The 21776-nt window shown below is 55.1% G+C and carries 20 protein-coding genes; 2 read left to right on the forward strand and 18 right to left on the reverse strand.

All coding sequences use genetic code 11. From position 1 onward, the window contains the following. Positions 1-69: 69 nt before the first annotated feature. Complete coding sequence (locus BK670_RS28020; protein ID WP_123454661.1) at positions 70-1470, forward strand: aminoacyl-tRNA deacylase and HDOD domain-containing protein; 1401 nt, start codon at positions 70-72, stop codon at positions 1468-1470. A gap of 259 nt (positions 1471-1729) precedes the next feature. On the opposite strand, the gene BK670_RS28025 is transcribed toward BK670_RS28020, so the two are convergent. Then, positions 1730-2113: a helicase gene (locus BK670_RS28025; RefSeq protein WP_123454663.1), complete on the reverse strand. Its 384-nt coding sequence runs from the start codon at positions 2111-2113 to the stop codon at positions 1730-1732. 583 nt (positions 2114-2696) lie between these two features. Here BK670_RS28025 and BK670_RS28030 point away from each other — a divergent pair. Then, positions 2697-3068, forward strand: a complete 372-nt coding sequence (locus BK670_RS28030) for a DUF6124 family protein (RefSeq protein WP_123455136.1) — start codon at positions 2697-2699, stop codon at positions 3066-3068. Between the two features lie 115 nt (positions 3069-3183). On the opposite strand, the gene BK670_RS29720 is transcribed toward BK670_RS28030, so the two are convergent. From BK670_RS29720 to BK670_RS28110, 17 genes are all read right to left on the reverse strand, one after another. Continuing rightward, a complete protein-coding gene (locus tag BK670_RS29720; RefSeq protein WP_185036836.1) occupies positions 3184-3345 on the reverse strand; it encodes a hypothetical protein in 162 nt (53 codons plus the stop codon). Positions 3346-3491: 146 nt separating this feature from the next. After that, positions 3492-4091 carry a lysozyme inhibitor LprI family protein gene (locus BK670_RS28035; protein ID WP_123454665.1) on the reverse strand — a complete coding sequence of 200 codons (600 nt, stop codon included), beginning with the start codon at positions 4089-4091 and terminating at the stop codon, positions 3492-3494. After that, positions 4088-5161: a tetratricopeptide repeat protein gene (locus BK670_RS28040; protein WP_123454667.1), complete on the reverse strand. Its 1074-nt coding sequence runs from the start codon at positions 5159-5161 to the stop codon at positions 4088-4090. The genes BK670_RS28035 and BK670_RS28040 overlap by 4 nt, the downstream gene beginning before the upstream one ends. 2 nt (positions 5162-5163) lie before the next feature. Further along, on the reverse strand, positions 5164-6012 hold the full coding sequence (locus BK670_RS28045) for a tetratricopeptide repeat protein (RefSeq protein WP_123454670.1): 849 nt from the start codon (positions 6010-6012) through the stop codon (positions 5164-5166). After that, entirely contained in the window at positions 5999-6544 is a 546-nt protein-coding gene (locus BK670_RS28050) for a hypothetical protein (protein ID WP_123454672.1), read from the reverse strand. The genes BK670_RS28045 and BK670_RS28050 overlap by 14 nt, the downstream gene beginning before the upstream one ends. A 4-nt stretch (positions 6545-6548) precedes the next feature. Then, the gene (locus BK670_RS28055; RefSeq protein WP_123455138.1) at positions 6549-7004 is read right to left on the reverse strand and encodes a hypothetical protein; all 456 of its coding nucleotides are present in this window, start codon (positions 7002-7004) and stop codon (positions 6549-6551) included. Positions 7005-7090: 86 nt separating this feature from the next. After that, positions 7091-7600: a hypothetical protein gene (locus BK670_RS28060; RefSeq protein ID WP_259697599.1), complete on the reverse strand. Its 510-nt coding sequence runs from the start codon at positions 7598-7600 to the stop codon at positions 7091-7093. Beyond that, entirely contained in the window at positions 7597-10047 is a 2451-nt protein-coding gene (locus BK670_RS28065) for an alpha/beta fold hydrolase (protein ID WP_123454674.1), read from the reverse strand. The genes BK670_RS28060 and BK670_RS28065 overlap by 4 nt, the downstream gene beginning before the upstream one ends. Positions 10048-10056: 9 nt before the next feature. Next, entirely contained in the window at positions 10057-11451 is a 1395-nt protein-coding gene (locus tag BK670_RS28070) for a TIGR01777 family oxidoreductase (RefSeq protein WP_123454676.1), read from the reverse strand. Positions 11452-11519: 68 nt separating this feature from the next. Then, positions 11520-12878 carry a lysozyme inhibitor LprI family protein gene (locus tag BK670_RS28075; RefSeq protein ID WP_123455141.1) on the reverse strand — a complete coding sequence of 453 codons (1359 nt, stop codon included), beginning with the start codon at positions 12876-12878 and terminating at the stop codon, positions 11520-11522. A 96-nt stretch (positions 12879-12974) separates the two neighbouring features. Beyond that, a complete protein-coding gene (locus BK670_RS28080) occupies positions 12975-13361 on the reverse strand; it encodes an XAC2610-related protein (protein WP_259697600.1) in 387 nt (128 codons plus the stop codon). Positions 13362-13369: 8 nt separating this feature from the next. Next, positions 13370-13795 carry a hypothetical protein gene (locus BK670_RS28085; RefSeq protein ID WP_123455143.1) on the reverse strand — a complete coding sequence of 142 codons (426 nt, stop codon included), beginning with the start codon at positions 13793-13795 and terminating at the stop codon, positions 13370-13372. Positions 13796-13842: 47 nt separating this feature from the next. Beyond that, positions 13843-14592 carry a lysozyme inhibitor LprI family protein gene (locus tag BK670_RS28090; RefSeq protein ID WP_259697601.1) on the reverse strand — a complete coding sequence of 250 codons (750 nt, stop codon included), beginning with the start codon at positions 14590-14592 and terminating at the stop codon, positions 13843-13845. Positions 14593-14891: 299 nt separating this feature from the next. Further along, positions 14892-15620 carry a hypothetical protein gene (locus tag BK670_RS28095; RefSeq protein ID WP_123454678.1) on the reverse strand — a complete coding sequence of 243 codons (729 nt, stop codon included), beginning with the start codon at positions 15618-15620 and terminating at the stop codon, positions 14892-14894. A 2-nt stretch (positions 15621-15622) separates the two neighbouring features. Further along, complete coding sequence (locus BK670_RS28100; RefSeq protein ID WP_185036837.1) at positions 15623-18685, reverse strand: hypothetical protein; 3063 nt, start codon at positions 18683-18685, stop codon at positions 15623-15625. Between the two features lie 16 nt (positions 18686-18701). Further along, complete coding sequence (locus tag BK670_RS28105; protein ID WP_123454680.1) at positions 18702-19721, reverse strand: tetratricopeptide repeat protein; 1020 nt, start codon at positions 19719-19721, stop codon at positions 18702-18704. A gap of 5 nt (positions 19722-19726) precedes the next feature. After that, positions 19727-21763 (reverse strand): type VI secretion system Vgr family protein, encoded by a 2037-nt coding sequence (locus BK670_RS28110; RefSeq protein WP_123454682.1) that lies wholly within the window; start codon positions 21761-21763, stop codon positions 19727-19729. Between the last annotated feature and the right edge of the window lie 13 nt (positions 21764-21776).

Raw genomic sequence — 21776 nt, forward strand, 5'->3', positions numbered from 1 at the left:
AGTTTCTGAACCCTCGTTCCAACCAAGCTGGTTATACTCCTGCAATTGTTTCAAAAACGGATACAGACCATGACCGAAGCTGCTCTCGCCCCCGAATCTCCGCACGCTCCGTCTGTTATTCGGCTGCTGCTCAACAAGCTGGGCGTTGCCTACGAAGAAGTGCTCGACCACCATGGCCTCAATGCTTCGCGCAAAGTGCAGGCGGTGTTGCTGGACGACGCGGTCGGTGCGCTGATGGTGCTGTTTCCTCAGAGCCAGTTGCTGGATCTCAATCGCCTCGCCGAACTGACGGGCCGTCGCCTGACCGCCGTCTCCACCGAGCGCCTGGAAAAGATGCTCGGCAAACACAGCCTGAGCCTGCTGCCGGGCCTGCCGGCGCTGACCAGTTCGCCGTGCCTCTACGAAGAAAGCCTGCTGCGCGAACCGAAGTTGCTGATCAACTCCGGCGAGCCGGGCCTGCTGCTGGAAATCGCCAGCGAAGACTTCAAGACCATGCTGACCAAGGCCAGCGCCGCCAACTTCGGCGAAGCCCTGAGCAGCATCCGCCCGAACCTCGACCGCCCGGACGATGACCGCGAGGAAATCACCCAGGCCGTGCAGGCGTTCACCGCGCGGCGCATTCAGCAGCGTCTGGAAGCAACCATCGAGATTCCACCGCTGGCCGAAACCGCGCAAAAAATCATCAAGCTGCGCGTCGACCCCAACGCCACCATCGATGACATCACCGGCGTGGTTGAAACCGACCCGGCGCTGGCCGCGCAAGTGGTGAGCTGGGCGGCGTCGCCGTACTACGCCTCGCCGGGCAAGATTCGTTCGGTGGAAGACGCGATCGTCCGCGTGCTCGGTTTCGATCTGGTGATCAACCTCGCGCTGGGCCTGGCCCTCGGCAAGACCCTGAGCCTGCCGAAAGATCATCCGCAACAAACCACGCCGTACTGGCAGCAGTCGATCTACACCGCCGCCGTCATCGAAGGCCTGACCCGCGCCATGCCGCGCGCCCAGCGCCCGGAAGCAGGCCTGACTTACTTGGCCGGTCTGCTGCACAACTTCGGTTACCTGTTGCTGGCCCACGTGTTCCCGCCGCACTTCTCGCTGATCTGCCGTCACCTGGAGGTCAACCCGCACCTGTGCCACAGCTACATCGAGCAACACCTGCTCGGTATCAGCCGTGAACAGATTGGCTCGTGGCTAATGCGCTACTGGGACATGCCCGACGAACTGGCCACCGCCCTGCGCTTCCAGCACGACCCAAGCTACGACGGCGCCTACGCCGAGTACCCGAACCTCGTCTGCCTGGCCGTACGCCTGCTGCGTAGCCGTGGCATCGGTTCGGGGCCGGATGAAGACATCCCCGACGCCCTGCTCGAACGTGTTGGTTTGACGCGCGACAAGGCTAACGACGTGGTCAGCAAAGTGCTTGAGGCTGAAGTGCTGCTGCGCGAACTGGCCTCGCAGTTCAGTCAGGCCTAAACGCAAACAGGCCCGCTCCCCCAGGATTTACACAATCCCCTGTGGGAGCGAGCCTGCTCGCGAAGAATCCACCTCGGTCCAACTGACTCATCGCAACCCCTGTGGCGAGGGAGCTTGCTCCCGCTCGACTGCGCAGCAGTCGCAAAACCAGCCGGCAGGGTGTGTCAGGCAAAACTCGGCTTTCAGGATTTGGGGCCGCTCCGCAGCCCAGCGGGAGCAAGCTCCCTCGCCACAAAAGCTCTTCTCATCAAGACTCGGCTCAAACCTTAGGCTTAGCCTTCCTCGGCTTCAAATACTTCATCAACCCCTGAAACCACATCACCAGCGCCGGATTACCCTTCAGCTGAATCGACTTGTCCTGAATCCCCTGCATAAACGCCAACTGCTTGTTCTTCGCCTGCATCGTGGCAAAGCCATAACCGGCATCTTTAAACGCAATCGCAAACGCCGGCTCAGCCACCACGCCAGACTTGCTGGTGATGCGCTGATCCTTGACCACGAAATGCCGCGCCACTTTCCCATCCAGCGTCTGCAGCTGAAACACCAGATCCTTGTCACCCAACTGCTGCTGGAACGCAGGATTTGTCCGGCTGGCCTTACCCATCAACAAACCCATCATCCACAGAAGAAAACGAAATTTCATGCGCACAGCCTCAAAAGGAAAATGAACGGCCGGGGCAGTGTAAGGGATTCGGACGATAACGCCAGTATCTGACTCTATTGGAGGATGATGCAGACCATTTCCCGCACGATGACCGCCAAGTCACGATTCCGTAAGCAACGTCCTACACCTGCACTGATCGTTCCCATGCTCCGCGTGGGAATGCATCCCGAGACGCTCCCATTCACCTTTCCTACACCTGTTGAAACACATCCCTGTAGGAGCTGGCGAAGCCTGCGATCTTTTGATCTTCCGGCCCGCGAATTTATGGGAAATTTCCTGCAAAGTGCGGGGCTGTCCATGAACTAGGCGAGTTGGCTGGCTATCGATAGGCTCTGTGGGTCGCCGCAAAATCGGTGACTCGGACGTGCAAGTCCGGTATCGGTGCACATCGGTTATAGCTATTCACCGAGCGTTTTCTTATGCTCGCGAACTGTTATGGCGGCTGTGTATGGGAGGCCTTCGGGTCTGCCGGTTTCCGAGTCCGGTCTTGCACACCTATACACAGCTGCCACCCTTTCGAAGCAAGCGAAACGGTGTTGGCTCCATAACTCGGAAAATACCTATGATCAAACCAACACCCAATCCCCCCGAAAACCCAGACGTTTCGCCCTACGAAACCCTGGAATCAAAGAAATTCCACGAAGCCGCCGAGCGCGCCCTCGACCACCATTTCAAACCAGCCGTCGAACCACATCCCAAACGTGAGAGCGGCCTCTTCAAACTCTCCCCCGGCACCGACGCCGAAGCCCTCATGGCCAACGCCTCCGAAGACCTCCTGTCCATCAGCGTCATCGCCTGCGACCTCGCCGACGACCTCCACGGCTCCCGCCGCTCGGTGGCCCTTGCCCTGAGCAGAATGGCGGACGGTGTGCGACTGATGGTGGAAGGGACGCTCGACCAGATTGAAGTGCGAAGCGTGGCAGCCAAGCCGTAGCGAGATTTGCGGATGAAAAAAAGGGGACGCCAAGTCCCCTTTTTGCAACTGCCTGTAAAAATCCAGGCACAAAAAAACTGCCAATCACGGCAGCTTTTTTGAGAATCCGAAACCTTCAGCCGGCCAGGCGACCGACAGGCTCAAAATCAATGCCTTTGGACAGTGCAACATCCAGAAAGCGGCTGCGCTTACCGGAACGTTTGGCCAAAACCTCACGAGCTTCAGCCTGGAACCGGGCAGCCATCATAGGCTTTGGTTCATGTTTGGACTTTTTCATGGAAACCCTGCGGGTATCGCGATTTGACCGGATATTAGAGGCGCGACGCCCCCAATAACAAGTCAACTACAAGGGAATATTGAGTCCTTTTCTGTCAGCGGACAGGTAAACAAAACGCAGGAAACGCTTTTAAACCAATCATTGCATCAACGATTCATAGGCAACTGAAAACGCATACGAACAATGCAATACGCGAAGTCTTCACGAAACAACCGGCCAACCATTTCGCAGTGCCCATCAGCGTATTGTTTCCAAAGCGGATCGTCGAAGGCTGCTCCGCCCAATCGCTCCATCGAAGTCGCCAGACCTTTTTCCCGGTCCTGCCCAGCCATGGCCGTGGCGGCTTTGTAAAAACCGTCCAGCGGTAACCCGGTTTGCAGAGCAATCAACTCTCCCAAACGTGCGTTGGTTGTTTGCACCAGACACCCAAGCCTATCAATCGGCGCTTCAGCACCCGGGAACGTGCCTTGATAGATCTCCTCGCAAAACCCTTCTTTGAAGCGCACCCAATTCTTCTGCACGTCTTTGAGTTGCATCTTTTCCGCAGGCGCTAAACTGACCAGCGCTTTCTTATATTGCTCATTCAAGGCTGCATCGACTTTCTCGAAAGTCTGCTGACCGCAGATGATCAAATCGCGATTGGTAAAGCTGTCAGGATTGCAGGCTTCCTGCGCATGCGCTGGAACTAGCGAAGCAGCCAAAAAAACACCCGCGATCAGCTCAAAGAACGTCTTGAGTTTGATCATGATCCGGATCCGCCAACACTGCGCTCAACCACCCTCGCCGGGATCTTCGAAGCCTTTCCCGCTTCCGACATACGCGATGCATATTGCTTGTACGCCGGCACCGCTCGCTCTTTATCGTTCATAGCCCAATAGCTATCTGCGAGATTCAGGTAAGCCACCGTCCGCTCTGGGTTGTGTGCAATTACCGCATTCAACAGTTCAATGGACTCAGCGTAATAACCCGCCTCGCCCAGTAGAAACCCGAGGTCGTTGGACCAACCTGGACGCTGCTGGTAGTAGTACTTTGCGACGATATAGCTATCCGGGGGACAAGTGTCATGCGAGCCACCGCCCATCAACGAGTAGCTCATCGTATCCTTGAAGGAAAATTCATCACCCTTTCGGTAGGCTGCCAGCGCCATATTCAGCAAATCAGCCGAATCGACGGTCATCAATTTCTTTCTCACGCCTTCAATACTGCCAGTACGAGCAACCTGCAGCTTCTGCAGCGCTTCACGCCCATCGAAAGCAGCGAGAGTGATGGGGCCTAATGTCTGCACCGGCAACTCCACTACGCTAACAAGCGACCGGTCACAGGAGTCGTTATTCGCCACTTCCAGTAGAGCTTTCAGCTCAAACTGCTTTGAACCTCTATTGAAGGCGAACAACAGGTTGAAGTTGTAAACCGCGTTATCTTCTTCGCTGGTTACCAGCGCGATGTAATCCCCAGCCTCAACGAACGGCTGCTTGACCACAGCTTCTTCAGCCTGCGGATCAATGACAGTCATGACGCCTGGGCGACCTTTGAGTACATGGACGCTGAAGACACCCTGAAGCGCAGACGAGTATTGACTCTTGATCAGAGGCAGCGCCTTCGACGTATCGAGCAAGATGTCCTCATCACGTGTCTGTACCGGCGCAATCAACAATCGGTTAGAAACTTCGTCCGCATCGCCCGCCAGCACAAACACCTTTTGCCGTGATGCATCACCCAGCAAGCTAGCCGGAATTTCCTTCAGGACTTGTGGGGCAGCGAGTGCGTATGAAGTGGTTAGCAGCCCAAGGCTCAACACGATAAAGCGGAAGAACATATTCACTGTTTCAGTCCCTGAATTTCAGATCGCTCAACGACGCGTTGCGGAATCTTCTGCGCTTTACCGGCGGCGCTCATTGCGTCGCGGTACTCGCGATAATAACGCTGCGCTTCTTCTTGCCGATCAAGTCGCCACAGCGAATCAGCCATGTTCAGCATCAGCACTGTGCGTTTGCCGACAGCTTCAACGCCTCGATAAAACTTCAGCGCCAACTCATCGTTGCCGCCCTCGGCCAAGTAGAAACCGAGGTCATTGTAAGCCTGAACATTTTGCGTCGGGGGATGACATGCCATGTAGGATTCGGGGCTTAAAAAGTCCAGGCTGCCTTCGATGGAGTCAGCCCGGGCCTGCGCAGTTTTAATCGTCGAGATATATTTCAACCAGTCCTTTGGGGACTGCGTTTCCAGGATGGGCGTGAGGACTTCGCCATCTTCCGAAAACCACTGATTACCAACCCATTTGCCTAGACAAAACCGAGGAGAGCGCTCAGCCAGCACGCAACCGGTCTCCATCGAAATCACATCGCAATGCTGTTGCGACACCAGTTTTTCTTCTTGATTCTCATCCGACAACATGCCGAAGACCACCGGGTCGAGCAACAAGGTTTTCTTGTCAGGGCTGAGCCAATCGGAGTGTCCATCGGCGCCAACGTCGGCGCTGAAGACCGGGAAGGTTTTGCCGTTGGCGGTGAACCATGCGGTCAGTGATTCCACACCGGGCATCGTCCATTTGGTCGCTCGAAACGTCACGGTGTGTCCGTCGATACCGACTATGGGCGGGTCCTCGGCAAGAGCGCTTGTGGCGGCAAAAAGGCAGCTGATCATCACTACCCACTTAAGGCTGACCATAGACGATCCTCTTCACCGCCGGGCTTTCTGACATTAACTGTCTCTTCGTAACACCATAGGCCTTGATCAACTCTTCCCGAGATCCCTTCGAGCCAAAAGAGCGTTGGTTATTATCGAAGCTGTATTGCTCCAATCGCCCTGCTGTCGAGTAATACCCATGCCACTCCGCGCAGGCACCACAACCGCCATATCCGCCTATCGAAACAAGACTGCCCTTGGTGCCTTCCACGCAATCCATCGCCACAACAACATTGCTCAACATTTTCGTCTTCGCACCGTCGGAAGTGAGTTGTGAAACTTTGCTGATATCGCGTCGAAGCACCTTACTACCGATGTTGATGGTCTGGTCGGAGCAAACCGGGATGACGTGGGTTTGCGCACCATCCACCGTCACCGATCGGCAGGACGACACCAACACCACTTCAACACCGCCGCACTGCATGACATCGCGCTGGGTAAAGGCGTCCGAAGGCGCGGCGAGAGCTGGCAGAGAGAGCAGCAGCGAAAGACTGCCCGCGAGAAGACGGCTCATCCACTCACTCCTCATCCATCGGCGACGATTCCACGTCGGTCATGCTTAGCAGCCGAAACTCATTGTTCACAAACTCGTAGTAACGATCCCGGTTACCGCTTTCCAAAGCGTTCCCTTGGGCGTCCTCTTCACCGTCGAGCGTGATGCCGGACACGATAATCAAGCGGCTCTCGGGCTGGTAAACCATGCCGAACGTGTTGCCGTCGTAAGCATTCGGCAGACCGCCAACGACTTCCCCAGTCTGAGCGTCCAGCACTTCGCCGCAAATGGCGCTGCCGCCACAGCCGAGCCTGTGCAGGATGTAATGGCCGGCGAAGTTGACCTTGCCTTTCAGGGCTAGCACCCGTGCCTGATCCATCATTGGGCTGCTGTTTTCTTGCGGCACCAGCTTATGGTTAGGGCCGGTGAAAACTGGCGTGACGGTGTAATCCTTGAAGGCTGGATCGGCAGCGAATGCCATGGACGCGGCAGCCAATATCAAGCTGCCGAGAAGAACCGAAAATCCTTTCACGTAGTAACTCCGTAAATGCAGTGGGGACCGTCGACTTACTCAGACTGCCCTTCATAAAGCTGTGTCTGCGGATTGAATTGCCACAGATGGGGCCGGGTCATGGCCTCTTTGCCCTTGTAGCGGATCTGGTCGCGCTTATCGCGGATGTAGGAGTAGATCTCGATGTCTTTTACATCGCCGCCGTTCTTGGGCGGTCCGTCCAGTACCTTGACCTCGGCGAAGTAATCGCCGCCGACATGCTTCAAGTAACCGTGGCACTGGATAAGGAAGGCGAAGGTCGAGTCACCCGCTGAACCACGGCTTGAGTAGGAGGTAAAAATGAAGTCCTCCTGTCCGTCGCCGTTGAGATCGCCGCGATACACCACCTTGCCCTCCTCCAGACTGAATCCATCAGTTTGAAAACTTGAATGTATGTCCAGGACGTAATCGGGTCTTTCCACCCATTGCGAGAGAAAATTCTTCGTATCGGTCTCCGAATTGCACAGATCCGTCGCCATGCTCACCATCGGCAACCAGGCCAAACAAATCAACAACAGTCGTTTCACTTCGCATCCTTCGAATTGATCAATTCCAAATACCCATCCCGATACACCACCTCACACCCCACCCACGCCGGATCCACCTGCGGTATCACTGCCGACGGCTTGCGCAACTCACGCAACAGAGTCGAGCCATGCGACAAGCGTCCGCCCATCCGCGCAATCACCGCCCGCGCGGTTTGGTAATGCGCGTGCCGCCCCGGATCGAGGGTGTCTTCGAGCAGGATGTCGGCGCCGAGGATGCCTTGCACCTGCCCCGGATAAATCATGAACCCGGTGGCCTGCTCAGCACCTTCGCGACCGTCCTGCCAAAAGCTGCCATCGCGGGTGCGCACATCGGGGTGCGGTGCAAACCAATGTTCGCGATCCGCCAGCGGCATGGCGTGGTGCAGGCGGAAGAAGATGCGCATCAGGTTGTCGCGATACCACTCGCGTACTTGCAGGTAGTAGCCGCGCAGGCCCGGCAGACCGCTCGAATGCGCGAGGCGGATCAGATTTGGCCATTGCGGGAATGGCTGTAGCGGCAGTTCGCTCGACGCGGGTCGAGGGGTGGCCGGATCGGTTTCCCAAGGCAATCGATGCGGACTGTTTTCAAGATTGTCGTAAGCGGTTGGCGGGCGCCCAAGCCAGTCGCCGCCACTACTGGCCAGCGCCGTGGCGATGCACAGATTGCCTTGCACCACGAACACGTAAAACCGGGTGAACCAGTCCGCCAATTGCTGACCATCGGCAGCTTGGGCGACGAGTTCGGTGAGCTCCTGATCGAAGCGCTGCAAACCATTTTCAAGGTTCAGCAAATGCGCGCGAGCCTTGCGTTGCATACGCAAAAACAGCGGCAACGAACGCAGCATTTTGAGCGGTTGCCACGGCAGATGCGGAGTCGCGCCACCGACTTCACCGGCGTAGTTATCGGCGCTGATGCCCCAGTCGGCCAGCCGGGCAAGAAACAGATCATTGTTGATGTAGGAAGCGCCGCCGAACACGGCAGTGAACGGCTCGTTGTCCTGCAACACTCGCGCATCCCACCGCGCCATGATCGCCGGAATACTCGCTGCCGCGCGGCGCTGAGCGTACTCGACAAAAACGCTCGGTTGCGGTGGCAAGATCTCGGCGATGTTCGCGGCGGTGAGGTGCCGGCGCCAGCCGTAATCGCTGATCGGCCGGTATTGCAGCAGCCACAGTTGCGCACCGTCCCAGGCCCATTCGACGTCGCCGGGCACGTAGTGGAACACGCGCAACACGTCTTGCAGAAATTGCCATAGCCGCTCTTCGGTCAAGCCGTGGGACGGCGTGAACGTGCCGCTGCGCCACGCATCGCCGAGCCGCGAAAGCGTTGCCCGCGAGGGGCTGACATGACCGTCGGCGAGCGATTCGAGATGGCCTTCAACCCATTCGAGTTCTACCGAAAGATGGCGCACGAAGGCAATCCCGGACACTACCGGGGTGATGAAGCGCTGCACCACCACTTCCTCGACGCCTTCAGCAGTCAATTCGGCGATGCGTTTCGGCACATTGGCGGTCGGCTCGCGCAGATAGGTGGTGCTCAAACCGGCATTCGCCGAGTCGGCCTGATCCTCGCCATAACTGGAGGAGCGCACCGCCCAGGTCACGTCGGGTTGGGCGGCGAGAAACGCGGGCAGACGCGGATCAGCGCAATCGTTGAGCGTCAGCGCTGTCGGCACCGGTTGCCGCGCCAGTTCAGCCAAGCGCAAACGCCCGCCCTTGGTGTGCGCGACAAACCCGCGCTCGCCCGACTCCAGCCACTGCGCGAATTCGGCGGGCGAGTCGATCCACGGGTAATGACCCCAACCGGGTTTGAGGCTGATGATCAGATCGGCGCGGGCAAGAATCGCCGACCATGCCGCCGCTTGCTCGATGCCGAGTACGGCGTCCTGATCGCCCCAAACCAGCTCGACCGGATCGCTGATCCACTCCAGCAGCGGCAACGCGGTGTCGGCGCGAATCAGATCCCAATGCGGCACGAACGCACGGCAGCGCGCATAGCCGGCGCCCATGCGCTGGTACTGCGCGGGCGTCCAGGTCTGGTTGGAGAACTTGCGCGCGAACAGCGTGGGTTTGTTCGACAGTAGCCAGTGAATGGTCTTGCGGATCGGCAGCGGCGACATCAGTGCCGGTAACCGCCGCTGCCAGAGAAACGCCCCGACCGGCGCCAACAAAACACTGCGGGAAAAGTGCCCGGGCCGACGTTGCAACGCATGTAGCACCAGCAATGCATTGACCCCGACTGCCATGATCGCGCTGCCCTTCTGCGTCATCGCCAACAAGGTCTGCGCGTAGTCCGCCAGATCCTCGCAAGGTGGCAGCGGATTGGCGCCGAAGCCCGGCAACTCCAGCGGCACCACGTCGTAGCGCTGGAAGTGCGGCAGCACGTCATCCCACCAATCGGTGGCGCTGCCGTTGCCGGCCAGCAGATACATCAAGGGCTTGCTCATGGACGATCCTCAGGTCAGATCGCGCAGAGCGGTGTCGAGGGTTGGATAGCGGAATGTGTAGCCGGCCTCGGTCAAACGCTGGGGCACCACGCGCTGACCGTCGAAAAACAGCTGAGCCATCTCCCCCGCCATTGCACGCACTGGCGCGGCGGGAATGTGCAACCACACCGGACGCTTGAGGACCTTGCCGGCCTGCTCGGCGAACGCTGCCTGACTGACCGTCTCGGGCGCGACCATGTTGTAGGTGCCGCGCAGAGTGTCGTCGTTGAAAGCCCGCGCGATCACCTGAAGCACATCGTCGCGATGCACCCAGCTCATGATCTGCCGACCGTCGCCCATACGCCCTCCGAAACCCAGGCGGAACGGCAGCAGCAATGGCGACAACGCACCACCCGGACCGAAGACCACGCCGAGACGCAGCACCACCTGACGCACGCCAAACTGGGTGGCCGGTTGCGCGGCGGCTTCCCAACGCGCGCAGAGTTCGGCCATGAAACCGTCGCCCTTGCTGGCGCGTTCGTCGAGGCTTTCGCTGGCATCGCGTACGCCGTAGAAGCCGATGGCCGAGGCTTGAATCCACAGCGTTGGTTTGTGCTTGGTGTTCTTCAGCCAGGTCATCAGTGCTTCGGTGGTGCCGACTCGGCTGGCGAGTAGTTGCGCCTGACGCTTGGGAGTCCAGCGTGGGCCGGCGACGGGCGCGCCGGCGAGATTGATCACTACGTCGAAGGCTTCGTCATGACTGAGTTCGCTGAGCGAATGCACGCAGCGGACGCGGCCGTTGAATAGATTGGCCGCGCTCAACGGATCGCGCGTCAGTACGCTGACCGAGTGGCCCGCGTCGAGTAATTGATTGGCCAAGGCTTCACCGATAAACCCGGTGCCGCCGGTGATCAGCACGCGCTTGAAAGCGCTGCCGGCAAACGGGTTGGATTGGCTCGGAGTCTTTATTGAAGGGGATTTTCGGCGGTCATGCCGATACAGCCAAAACAACGGTGGCAGTAAAACCAGCAACGCAAAACCGTCGAGCCACAGGTGCGACCAGACCTGTTGTTGCGCTGAAAGCCACATGTCCTGCGGCGCCCATAACAGGATGCCGGCGATCAACCAGACCCACGCTGCCGGGTTTTTCAAGCGATTGCCCAAGTGCACCAGCGCGAGCATGTACAGCGAATAACTTTGCAGCGTCGCGCCGAACAGCGCGAGCCACCAGACTTGTTGTTCGTGGCCGGCGGCGGGTACTGCGTCGGTGCCCCAGAATGCGAGTTCGAGGGTGTGCAGATAGCCGTCGAGTAAACCGGAGTGACCGGCCCAGGTCAGGGTGAGTCCGGCGAGTATGTGCACGATTGCGGCGGCGTATAGCCAGAGCACTAACGCAGGGCGAAGCGAGGTCGAGGGGGCTGGCATTCCGTGTCCTGAGCGCATTCCTTGGGGGGTGGGGAGTTTAAAGGAAATGCGTGAGGTTTCGGGAGTTGTCAGTAGCAGTAGCTGGGTTTGATTGGTGTGGTGGAGTTTTTCTTCAAGTGTTCCAAACCAAAACTCGCGCCTTCACTACCCTTCGCGAGGGCCATTTGGTAACAGGCCATGGCTCGGGATGGATCTTTGGTACCCCATTCGCCGCTCGCGAAGGTAGATGCCAACTTGCTGATCGCGTTGGCATTGCCCATTTTCACGGCGCCCATCAGTGCTTGCTCTGCAAGCGCAGGATTTTTGCAGGGGCCGTCTGATGTTAGTTCATTGCCATCGCAGTAAAACTCGGAAAGTCCCATCGCACCGTTCGGCAACGCAGTGGCCGCTGCTTTGAATAGTGACTCCAAAGTATCCGTCGGCACCTGCGGCGCCATGCCCGAGAGGCTCAAAACAGCTGCTTTATAACTGGCGAGTGGGTCCCCGGAGTGCGCTGCACATAACAAGTTTTCTAGCGTGGCCTCAAACAACTCAACGGTGCGAGGCTGGTCCTCCGGTGCACCCAATGCTTCGAACGCCTCGGCACGCTGGAAACAGTAACTCTCTTCCTTGCTCATCGTCGGCGTACTGGCCGCGACCAGGTCTTTCTCGCGAATAGACCAGTCTTCAACGCCTTCAAGCACCCAGCACGCCTGACGGGAAAAATTGAAGGCTTTGACATTGCTCCAGCCGGCGCGTCGATCCACAACAGTGGAGTGGCTGTCGTCGTATTCCCAAATCACAACACCCGGGGTTTTACGAGACTCGATAGGCGCCATCAACGGATAAACCAACCCAGCCCCCTTCTCGCCCGTGGTCACCGGTTCGAAACGACCCGGCTCGGACTTTGGCTTTAACACCAACGATTTGACGGTAAGCGCAGTGAGCCGGCGCTGTGCTTCTATATCGGCAGAAAATACTGCCAGGAACGGTAAGAAATCCTCGGATGGGCAAGCGTCGCTGGCATTGCCTTTATCGGATAGATGCGCGGACTGTTCCGGCGTAATCTTGTCCAGATACGCCGAACGCTCACGACTCATTCTGGCGATGCACGAGTTGACGGCGAACACATGCGCCGGCATCCCCGCCTCGATCTCGAACGCCTCCAACGGACAGTTCGCATCGCGCAATTTCAGCCACGCACGTTGCGACTCCTTGACCTTCGCCGCGTACTCCGCGCCCAACGCCGGATCTGTTCGATAGTCAGACTCAAGCCGCGTCATCAACTGCTTGTAGCTGACGTTCAATTGCGCATCGGCAGCCTTCTTCGCCGCCTCCGAGCACGGCACCATTTCTAGGCTTGAGGTGACATCGCTGCAGTCGTCCTGCGCATAGGCCGCTGAAGCGGGCAGCAGTACGGCCAGCAGGGTTAAAACAAAACGGTTCACTGTGTTCATCCTTGAGTCATTCAGGTTTTGCGTTTGGTGAATCGGGTGATGCATTGCTTGGGTAGGTTCATTTCCCAGTAAGTGCTGAGCAACGCTTTACGTTTTTTTGTCGACGCGCAGGTTAACGAAGCCATCGCCGCAATCCGGCTGCAACTCTTCGAAGGTGCCGGTTTTGACTTGGTAAATGAACACCCGGTAGTAGTGGTAAGTGCCCATGCCGTCCTCGAGTTGCCAGACCGCGAAATCCTGGGCGCCGTCGAAATTGAAATCATCGAACTGCACATGGAGTTCGTTTTCGGCTTCAAAATCGATTGTTCGCGACTCGCTGTGCGTTTCGCTTTTAACCGCGATGTTCAGCTTGAAGCCTTCGAGAACCAGCGTCGCGTCGACGCCTTTGGTTGGACTGAACGTGGTGGTTTGGGCTAACGCTGGGATCGTCCACATCAGGCCGAGCAGCGATACCGCCAGAGTTTTGAATCGCATGTACTGCCCTACTCCCACTTGCATCCGGACTCGAGAGAGGAGTCGATGCTGGTGCTGATTCCGAAGCTATAAGCCTTACCGTTGGACCGCTTCGTGTAAGACATCGAGACGATCTGCGAACCTTGAGTCATCAACTCATAAGTCCCCGTGACCTTGCCATTGACGATTTCGGACCAAGTTCTGGTGTGCTGCCAAGGCGCGTCCGGATCGAGGACTTCATTCTGAGAATCCGTCAACACAATGGAAATGGGCTCACTTGATTTGGCGTACTTCACGAAACCACCAGACCATTTGCTGGCTTCGTCGTAGTAGGTACGGAGTTCGAGCTTTACCGGGCTCGATTGGGATAGTTCGAAGCAAAGTGATTCGGTGGTGACTGCGCTTTGAGCGCCTAAAGGAAATAGCGCAAAAAAGAGAAAGAAAAGTTTGTTCATGCTCATCCAAGTCGACGCTTTCGCGCGAATGCACTGGCTTGTCCGTTTCAACGTCTGCTCTTGTCCGGTGCCAAAGCCAATTGGCGAGCACGCTCTATCGTCGCGCGAATTAGGCAGGCATCGGACCACTCACCGAAAACTGATTTATGCAATTTCGGGTCGGCCTGGCACTCCGCATCTCGAAATTTCATCCAGGCTCTTTGAGTTTCCCTCAGTGCTTTCTGACCGCTTTCGTCCAGCCGACCCATACGATCCCGATATACAGAATTCAGCAATGCATCCGCGTCAGGAACCATCAGATCAAGAACACCATTTCCCGAGGGAAACCACTCGACGTCCGCCAATGCCTGTTCGCTCTCATTGTTCCAATTGTAGAGGCCGTTTTCTTCGATCTTCAGTGTGGCGGATCGCTGATGGTGATTCGTCGGATCGCTCACGCTGACCTCCGAGCGATAAACAATTTCCAAATAGATAGGGTCGGTTGTGCGCTGAGGATCATTCAATAGCGTTTGCCGAACAATGGCCCGTTGCTTTTTGCTCTCAGTGATCTCTATCGAAAAGCACGGATCCGGCCCAGGACTTTCTGCGGACGCCCTCCTCTCCAGGCATTGATTACGAACCGCCATTGAAGGGGTATCCGAACCGCCACCCACATCAACGACTCTGACAAGCAACCGGACTTCCGGATCCTTGGAAAAGTCGGCCTGAAGGATGGTGGCAATCATCGTGCCCTCAGCCATGACCACAGGCGACAGTATTGAAAGTAAAAAAATGAGGCTGAATCTGAAAATCTGCATTCCTTGGCGTCCGTAAAAAACTCAGTGATCCGTTCAATTCTGAAAGGGCCTGCGACAGAAGATAGAGTCAGAACCGACAAACGGGCCAGATCTATTTAAGTTCTCAACCAAATTCAAAGCGGTCGAGCGCAACAAATAAATCCGTATCCTTTACCATTGACTAACCTCCCTCTGCATATCAGCATTCCTTAACAAATATATTCTCATGAATTGAAAAGCAATGAATTCACGAGGAGCGCTCAAAAAAACCGCTCCATGTTATCTCAACCTATCCGTGGATAAAGTTGCCACCATCGATATCAGAATAATTTTTCTACGGCGCCACGATCGTATCTGACAAACTTTTTCGCTAAGCCATCAATTGAAACATCTAGATAAACGGGAGCCGTCAGCGCACCTACATTATAAACAGAAAATACAAGACTTGAACCAAACGAGTATTTCCCAGCCCCACTCCTTAGAATTACCTTCGGAACTGAAGTACTCAAATCTTTTTTGTCTTTATAAATGCGAAACAACTCCGCACTGCCGATTTCCGCTTCTTTTACCTCTAGCGACATTGGGGGTATTTTCAAAACCGGCGCTATAGAAACACTGGCAGTCTCACTTTTCCACTGATCTGAAAATTCATACACTGTATCTTCATACCCCTCTACCAGAGGGCGACTCAATCCACACACAGCCTTATTAATCAGAATTCCGTTTTGCTCATTTCTAATACTTGCATAAATGCAATCTACTAAAATCTGATTTTCGTTCCTGCTCAAAGTGAAATATGCTTCAAAAGGCGAGCGCGATGCCAAATTTTCATAATGCAGCGCCTTACCACCGTTAAAATCTACAAGTTCTCTAACGTTTTCTCCCTCACTACCAACGACACCTTCAATTTTTTTGCTACCATTTGCCCAGGTTACATTTAAAAACTTATTCTTCGAATCAGCAAAGTAAACATCATCTTGATTTGCCAACACCACATTAGTCATTACTAAAGCAACGACAGCCATGGCAGCCCGAATTTTAAGCGTCATATTTATTTCGTCTCCGGCGCATTGGAAGTGGCTCTTAATATAGCTTCAAATTTTACAGCATAACTTGCAATTAAAACTTTCTGGTCAGACCCATTTATTATCCTACGAGCACCCTCATAATCTTTTGTGGTGTTATTGATATAATCACCAAGCTTCTTACCTGTAAATATACCTTCTTTCATCCCCCAAATCATAATTGGAATCGAGTTCTCAAAACCGGCGGCCTCATCGGGATTGCCAACAAAGTCAATACCAAAATAGTCCTTCGCTTTCTGGTAATTTTTCTTCCAAGTCAGATGGACAAGACCACGACCACGATACTTGAAACCATCACCCTGTACCGTATTGCCATTTTCTACCGCAGTTTGTCTGCGTACAGGTGTATCCGCAAGCACCGGATCATATTTATCAAAATATGAAGCATCGCCATATTCCGGAGCAGCACTGAAGTACTCAGGAATCATAAATTGATAAGCTTCGTGACGAGCAGTTGCAAACATATAAGACCATTCATATATCGTATAAACATCTTTCGTCTTATCTATATATTTATTAATATTTTCAACTATCAGACGAAGATTAGACTTAGATGCAGGAGAGAGATCTGGCGCCCCAGGTTGAAATGAAGCGTGCTGCTCGGCATACATAGCAACAAACCGATCGACATCAATAAGATTAGAACGACTCATGAAATTACTCAGCATCTCAATTGGATGAAAATGCCAAATCAAATCCGTACTCACACTAGCCTTGCCAATCAGATCATCCCAAAAAACATACTTTGTGATCCTTTCCTTTTCGTGCTTTAACGTTTTTGGAGCGTCCTCTAGCAGTTCATCAAGTCGGCTCCATTTAGCAGCATCTGCTTTGCTTTTCCATTCTGTAGGATGATGAGCAATGAGCTTCGCCCAACTTTCTCTTGTCTCTGCATTTTTCAATGCTTCAGCAAGCTCCCCCGGATCAACATCTCCATCATGGTTGGTATCCATTTTAGCGAAGAGATCTTTGAAAAATTGCGGCATGGCATCAGGATCGAGGAATCCATCCGCAGTGGAATTCAACTCTTCGACAACATGAAACCCTAACTTCCTCCAGTCATGCTGAGTGATTATTTCTGCCCCTATTTTTTTTATTAATCCTGCCACCAGCAGTCCATCTTCCACTACGCTAACTTGATAGTAATCCTCCCCACCTTCTTTTATCAGTGGTGCCTTTGTCAATTCGATCGCATGCTCTTTTTTTAGCTGCGTGGAACCTGTCGCCGGAGCTCTTTTCTTGAGCTCTGCCCCTGCCAATAGATGCAGATACTTTTTCCCGATTTTCAGGCCAGCGGTGTTTTCCAAAAACTCTATTACATTAGATTCTGCGGTGAATATCTCGACGTGAACCTGATATTTGCTCGAAACACCGCCATCCTCTCCGGTAAGATTTTGCGTCTGTCCAAGATATCCGATCGGATCACCAGCCTTAATTCCTATACTGGCGGGCACGACCGCGTCAAAATTAGTAGGGATTACATCCCAAGCAACATACTCATTTTCTACGATTGCCCAAAAACTAGGAGGAAGGTTTCCGTTCCCAGCAACGCTACCGCTGCTCGTGCATTTCGCCATTCGACGAATTGTCCCCGAGACGTTGAGATTCAAAACGTCCTTACTCTCAAACTCCAAGACACTTTGCGGGGTAAGTTGTAATGTCCCCATTTTGGCCCCTGAAGGTTGCCCATTTTGGGCTGAGACTGGATCTTGATAAATATCCAATCTCTTCAATGCAGTACCCTTAACTTTGCCTTGCCAATACTTTGGCTTTAGGCGCTCCGGGATCGGGTCTGCCAACCATATCCGGGCAGGTTTGGAGTTCTTGTAGGGCTCACCATCTTTCAAATAAGCGAACCAGACCTCTTTGCCAGCTTGGCGAACTTTGTGACCATTTTTTTTCACGCTACCGGACAGGATTTTCCCTTTCGCATAGGTAACGTTGACTACATCCTTCTGATCCAATATCTCAAGCTTAGTCCCAGCAACAAGCTTGCCAACATTCTGAATACTGTTGGTTTCGGGGAAATCATCGTAAGCGTTGAAGTCACTTACTTTCATGGTCACTTGCGGCTTCGGAGTTTCTTCTTCCGTTAGGGGATAACGCTTGAAGGGCAGAAGATGCATGTACAAGCTATAAAAATTCAGCTTGTTTTGCTTACCTTTATTCGTACCTTCTTCTGGGTTTGGCGCAGTGCAGTACTCATGTCGCACCAGACAGAAGGAATTGGAATACTTCAGTTTTTTCTCGTTTTCGCCGAACGTAGACTCTAGATAGTCTTCGTTAAGTCGATAGGCCACCACCTCGCCGTCGGCCATGCAGCGGATCGGTTCGTTCAAGATGCACTGGGGAGCGCTGGCATTGCTGATGTGTATACCACCGTGCCAGAACTTGTTGCTGCCCAGCAGGTAGTTGCCAGCAGTTTCGCCCTCGAGAGCTTTGTAAACCTCCTCCGCGTCGGTGAACTGCTTACCGTCACCTTTTCTGAACGGATATTGAAAGTTCATCAAGGGCGCAGGTCCTGCCGGGGCAGGGGCAGCCGCTGGGGCCGGGGCCGGGGCTGGCGCGGCACCTGTCCGATACTCCTCCTTAGCCCTTAAAAACTTTGTTGGAACAGGCCAGTAGTATGCAGGTGGGTTCCGCCCAAAGAACGCTTCCGAAGGTCCGTTAGTGGTCTGAGCACCAAAAATTTTTCCCTGGCCCGTCTCTGCGTTGTACTCCATGACAATGCCGGTATGAAACAGGCGACGATTGCCTCCCGTTAGAGGAAGGATGTCAATCCAAAGAGCAATGTCCCCTTTCTTGACCTCTGTCGGTGGCACCACGGTGTAAAAGCGAGAGGAGGCATTCATAGCTCTCGTCTCCTCATACTCAATCTCGTAGCCCGCGCCAGTGAGCAGAAGATTCACCATATGGGAGCAATCGATCAGTTTTTTCCCCGCAGCATTGGTTTGGGTGCCATTGCCCCCCATCAGGTAGACGTAATCACCGCCGGTGTACTGATTTCTTAAATCGAGTGGTTCGGACATTTGTGCATCCTGCAAATTAATAGCAATAGCTGGTCTTGATAGAAGCAGCGTTTTGCGCGTTTAAACGTTTCAAATTTCCGGCAGCGGTGTCGTTACCCTTGTCAGCGGCGAGGCGATAGCAGGCAAGCGCTCTGGAAATGTCTTTAGTAACGAGCTGCCCTTTTTCAAACGAGTAACCCAAGTAATTCATCGCATCGACCGAACCCATTGAGGCGGCGCGAATAAGCTCCTTTTCGGCTTGTTCTGGGTGTTGGCAACGTCCTTCAGGTACAGGGTTGTTCCCATAGCAATAAAAAGTCGAAAGCGAGGCTGCACCGTCGGCAAGCGTTGTCGCGGCAGCCTTGAAAAACGCCTCAACTTTTTCCGTTTCCAACTGTGGTGCCATGCCGGAAAGACTCAGGCCCGCAGCACTCAAACTTGCTTGTGGGTCTCCAGAAGCAGCAGCGCACACATAGTTTTCCAGCGCAGCCACAAACAGCTCGCCGGTCAGCCGATACTGCTCCAGCCCACCTAGCCCAGCGAAGGCTTGCGCGCGCTGATAACAAAAATTCTCGGCCGTGTTCATGGTCGGGGTACTTGCCACAACAAGATTTTTCTCACTAATCGACCAGTCCTCAACTCCCTCTAGAACCCAACACGCTTGGCGAGAAAAGTTAAAGATTTTGATGTTGCTGTTACCTGCACGCTTATCAACAACGTTGAAATGACTGTCGTCAACCGCTTCGACTTCGACACCTTCGGTCTTTTCTGTGGCTACGGGTGCCATCAGTGGAAATGCCAACGTCGAGCTCTTAACCCCCGTCGTTTGCGGATCAAAATTTCCGCTCTCCCCGGTAGGTTTCAAAACCAGCGACTTCACCGTCATCGCAGTCAACCGCTGCTGAGTTTCAGCATTCGCAGAAAACGCCGGCAGAAACTGGGAAAAGTCCTCGGACGGACATTCATCCGCATAAGCGCTGCCATGAAACAGGCTCAACAGCGACGCGGTGAAAACCGCTATCGCGATGCCATTGCTCTTCTTCAAAACACGATTCATGTCGATCACTCGGAAAACACAAAAAAAGCCTTCGGTTTAACTTTCTCAGGCGGCGCATTCAACAACGCCTGATCCATCAAACTCCCCGCCTTATCCTTATCCGCCGCCCCCGGCAGCACCGGCGGTTTAATCCCGATGCCAGTACCCGACCCAGCCGAGCCACCCGCATTGATCTTGATCACCGGCCCAACCACCGTAACCCCACCGCCATCGAGCTTGATAAAGCTCCCACCCCCAAGAATGGTCAGCTCCGTCCCCGCCTCAATAACGATCTTGTCCCCAGCCTTGAGGTGAATCTCTTTCCCCACGCTGGTCAGCTGCGCCGTGCCCAACTTCACATGCTGGTTCTGCCCAACCGTGAGGTGATCATCCAGCTTCGCTTCAACCTTACGGTCGGAAATCGTGGTGCGGTGTTCTTCAGCCTTCAGCTCGGTGTAGGTGTTCTTCACCACCGTGTCGTGACGTTCATTACCGACCCGAATCTTCTGGTCATGCTCAACGTTTTCATCCCAATCGCGCTGCGCATGAATGTAGATCTGCTCCGCACCTTTCTTGTCTTCAATGCGCAGTTCGTTATAGCCGCCACCACCCGGTGAGCTGAGGGTTTTGAACACACTGCGAGTCTTGTTCGCCGGCAGTGCATACGGCACCGGGTTTTCCTTGTGGTACAGGCAGCCGGTCACCAGCGGTTGGTCGGGGTCGCCTTCGAGGAAGGTGACGAGGACTTCCATGCCGATGCGCGGGATGCTGATGGCGCCGTAGCGGTCGCCGGCCCAGGAGCTGGAGACGCGCAGCCAGCAGCTGGTTTTGTCGTCGGCGAGGCCTTCGCGGTCCCAGTGGAATTGCACTTTGATGCGGCCGTACTGGTCGCAGTGGATTTCTTCGCCTTTGGGGCCGGTGACCATGGCGGTCTGGCTGCCGAGTACGCGTGGTTTCGGGTGTTCGAGGGCCGGGCGGTAGAACACGTCCCACGGGGTGGCGAGGAAGGTGTTGCGGTAGCCCTGGTGGAAGTCGTCCTTGTTGTCGGTGGTGTCGCTGGTCACGCCTTCTTCGAGGACTTGCGGCTGTTTGCCTTCGTGGAAGATTTCGGTGAGCAGCCACAGGTCGTTCCACTCGCTGCGCGGGTGGTCGGACATGGCCATGAAGTGGCCGCTGACCAGTTTGGTCTGGTCGCCGCGACCTTCGGCCTGGCGGTAGTCGGCGCGGTGGCGTTCGAGGGCGCGCTGGCTGAGGAACTTGCCGCGCGCGCGGTCGATGAAGCGGCCGGGGTAGTCGTAGTCTTCCAGATCCGGCTCGGTGCTCTCGCCTTCAGGTTTGTACGCCGCTTCCATTTGCAGGCGCGGTTTTTCGAAGTCGTAGTCACGGCGCGTGGTGCGGCTGGTGCGGGTTTCCAGGCGCAGTTTGAAGCCTTTGATCACCGGTTCTTCGGCGACCATGCCGCTGCCTTGCACGTACGCGGTCGGCTGGCCGAGGTCGGGGAACACGGTCTGATCGTCGCCGAACACCAGCAGGTGGCCTTTTTCGCTGTGCTGGAAGTGGTAGTGAATGCCTTCCTCTTCGCACAGACGCTGGACGAAGTGCAGGTCGGTTTCGTCGTACTGCACGCAGTAGTCGCGATCCGGGCACGGCTGGCTGAGCTGGAAGCTGTAGGCGTTGCCCTTTATCCCGTGTTCGTCGAGGATCAGCGCGATGATTTTCGGCGCCGACATCTGTTGGTAAATGCGCTGGTTAGTGCGGTGATGCAGGTATTGCAGTTGCGGCACCATCGACACTTTGTAGCGGGTCAGGCGCTTGCCGGCATCGCCTTGGGCAACGCGGTAGATCTGGCCGTGAATGCCTGAGCCTTGCGGATCGAATGCGAGAAAGGCTTGCTTGTGCAGCAGTTGTTCGAGGTCCAGGTCAGGGTTTTCGCTGACCAGTTCGAGGTCGAAGCGATACGGCTGGCTGATGCCTTCGGTGCCGGTGAACGACAGTACTTGCAGGTCGCCGACGTAGTCTTCGACCTTGAGGCTGAAGTGGGTTTCGTTAGCTGGGTTGAACATAAAGTGCTCCCTG

This window comes from Pseudomonas fluorescens (assembly GCF_003732425.1).
Classification (GTDB): Bacteria; Pseudomonadota; Gammaproteobacteria; order Pseudomonadales; family Pseudomonadaceae; genus Aquipseudomonas; species Aquipseudomonas fluorescens_BE.

Bases quoted from the DNA above. Each gene is read 5' to 3' on its own strand.
- BK670_RS28020 (WP_123454661.1), top strand. From the start codon at position 70: ATGACCGAAGCTGCTCTCGCCCCCGAATCTCCGCACGCTCCGTCTGTT.
- BK670_RS28025 (WP_123454663.1), bottom strand. From the start codon at position 2,113: ATGAAATTTCGTTTTCTTCTGTGGATGATGGGTTTGTTGATGGGTAAG.
- BK670_RS28030 (WP_123455136.1), top strand. From the start codon at position 2,697: ATGATCAAACCAACACCCAATCCCCCCGAAAACCCAGACGTTTCGCCC.
- BK670_RS29720 (WP_185036836.1), bottom strand. From the start codon at position 3,345: ATGAAAAAGTCCAAACATGAACCAAAGCCTATGATGGCTGCCCGGTTC.
- BK670_RS28035 (WP_123454665.1), bottom strand. From the start codon at position 4,091: ATGATCAAACTCAAGACGTTCTTTGAGCTGATCGCGGGTGTTTTTTTG.
- BK670_RS28040 (WP_123454667.1), bottom strand. From the start codon at position 5,161: ATGTTCTTCCGCTTTATCGTGTTGAGCCTTGGGCTGCTAACCACTTCA.
- BK670_RS28045 (WP_123454670.1), bottom strand. From the start codon at position 6,012: ATGGTCAGCCTTAAGTGGGTAGTGATGATCAGCTGCCTTTTTGCCGCC.
- BK670_RS28050 (WP_123454672.1), bottom strand. From the start codon at position 6,544: ATGAGCCGTCTTCTCGCGGGCAGTCTTTCGCTGCTGCTCTCTCTGCCA.
- BK670_RS28055 (WP_123455138.1), bottom strand. From the start codon at position 7,004: ATGGCATTCGCTGCCGATCCAGCCTTCAAGGATTACACCGTCACGCCA.
- BK670_RS28065 (WP_123454674.1), bottom strand. From the start codon at position 10,047: ATGAGCAAGCCCTTGATGTATCTGCTGGCCGGCAACGGCAGCGCCACC.
- BK670_RS28070 (WP_123454676.1), bottom strand. From the start codon at position 11,451: ATGCCAGCCCCCTCGACCTCGCTTCGCCCTGCGTTAGTGCTCTGGCTA.
- BK670_RS28080 (WP_259697600.1), bottom strand. From the start codon at position 13,361: ATGCGATTCAAAACTCTGGCGGTATCGCTGCTCGGCCTGATGTGGACG.
- BK670_RS28085 (WP_123455143.1), bottom strand. From the start codon at position 13,795: ATGAACAAACTTTTCTTTCTCTTTTTTGCGCTATTTCCTTTAGGCGCT.
- BK670_RS28090 (WP_259697601.1), bottom strand. From the start codon at position 14,592: ATGCAGATTTTCAGATTCAGCCTCATTTTTTTACTTTCAATACTGTCG.
- BK670_RS28095 (WP_123454678.1), bottom strand. From the start codon at position 15,620: ATGACGCTTAAAATTCGGGCTGCCATGGCTGTCGTTGCTTTAGTAATG.
- BK670_RS28100 (WP_185036837.1), bottom strand. From the start codon at position 18,685: ATGTCCGAACCACTCGATTTAAGAAATCAGTACACCGGCGGTGATTAC.
- BK670_RS28105 (WP_123454680.1), bottom strand. From the start codon at position 19,721: ATGAATCGTGTTTTGAAGAAGAGCAATGGCATCGCGATAGCGGTTTTC.
- BK670_RS28110 (WP_123454682.1), bottom strand. From the start codon at position 21,763: ATGTTCAACCCAGCTAACGAAACCCACTTCAGCCTCAAGGTCGAAGAC.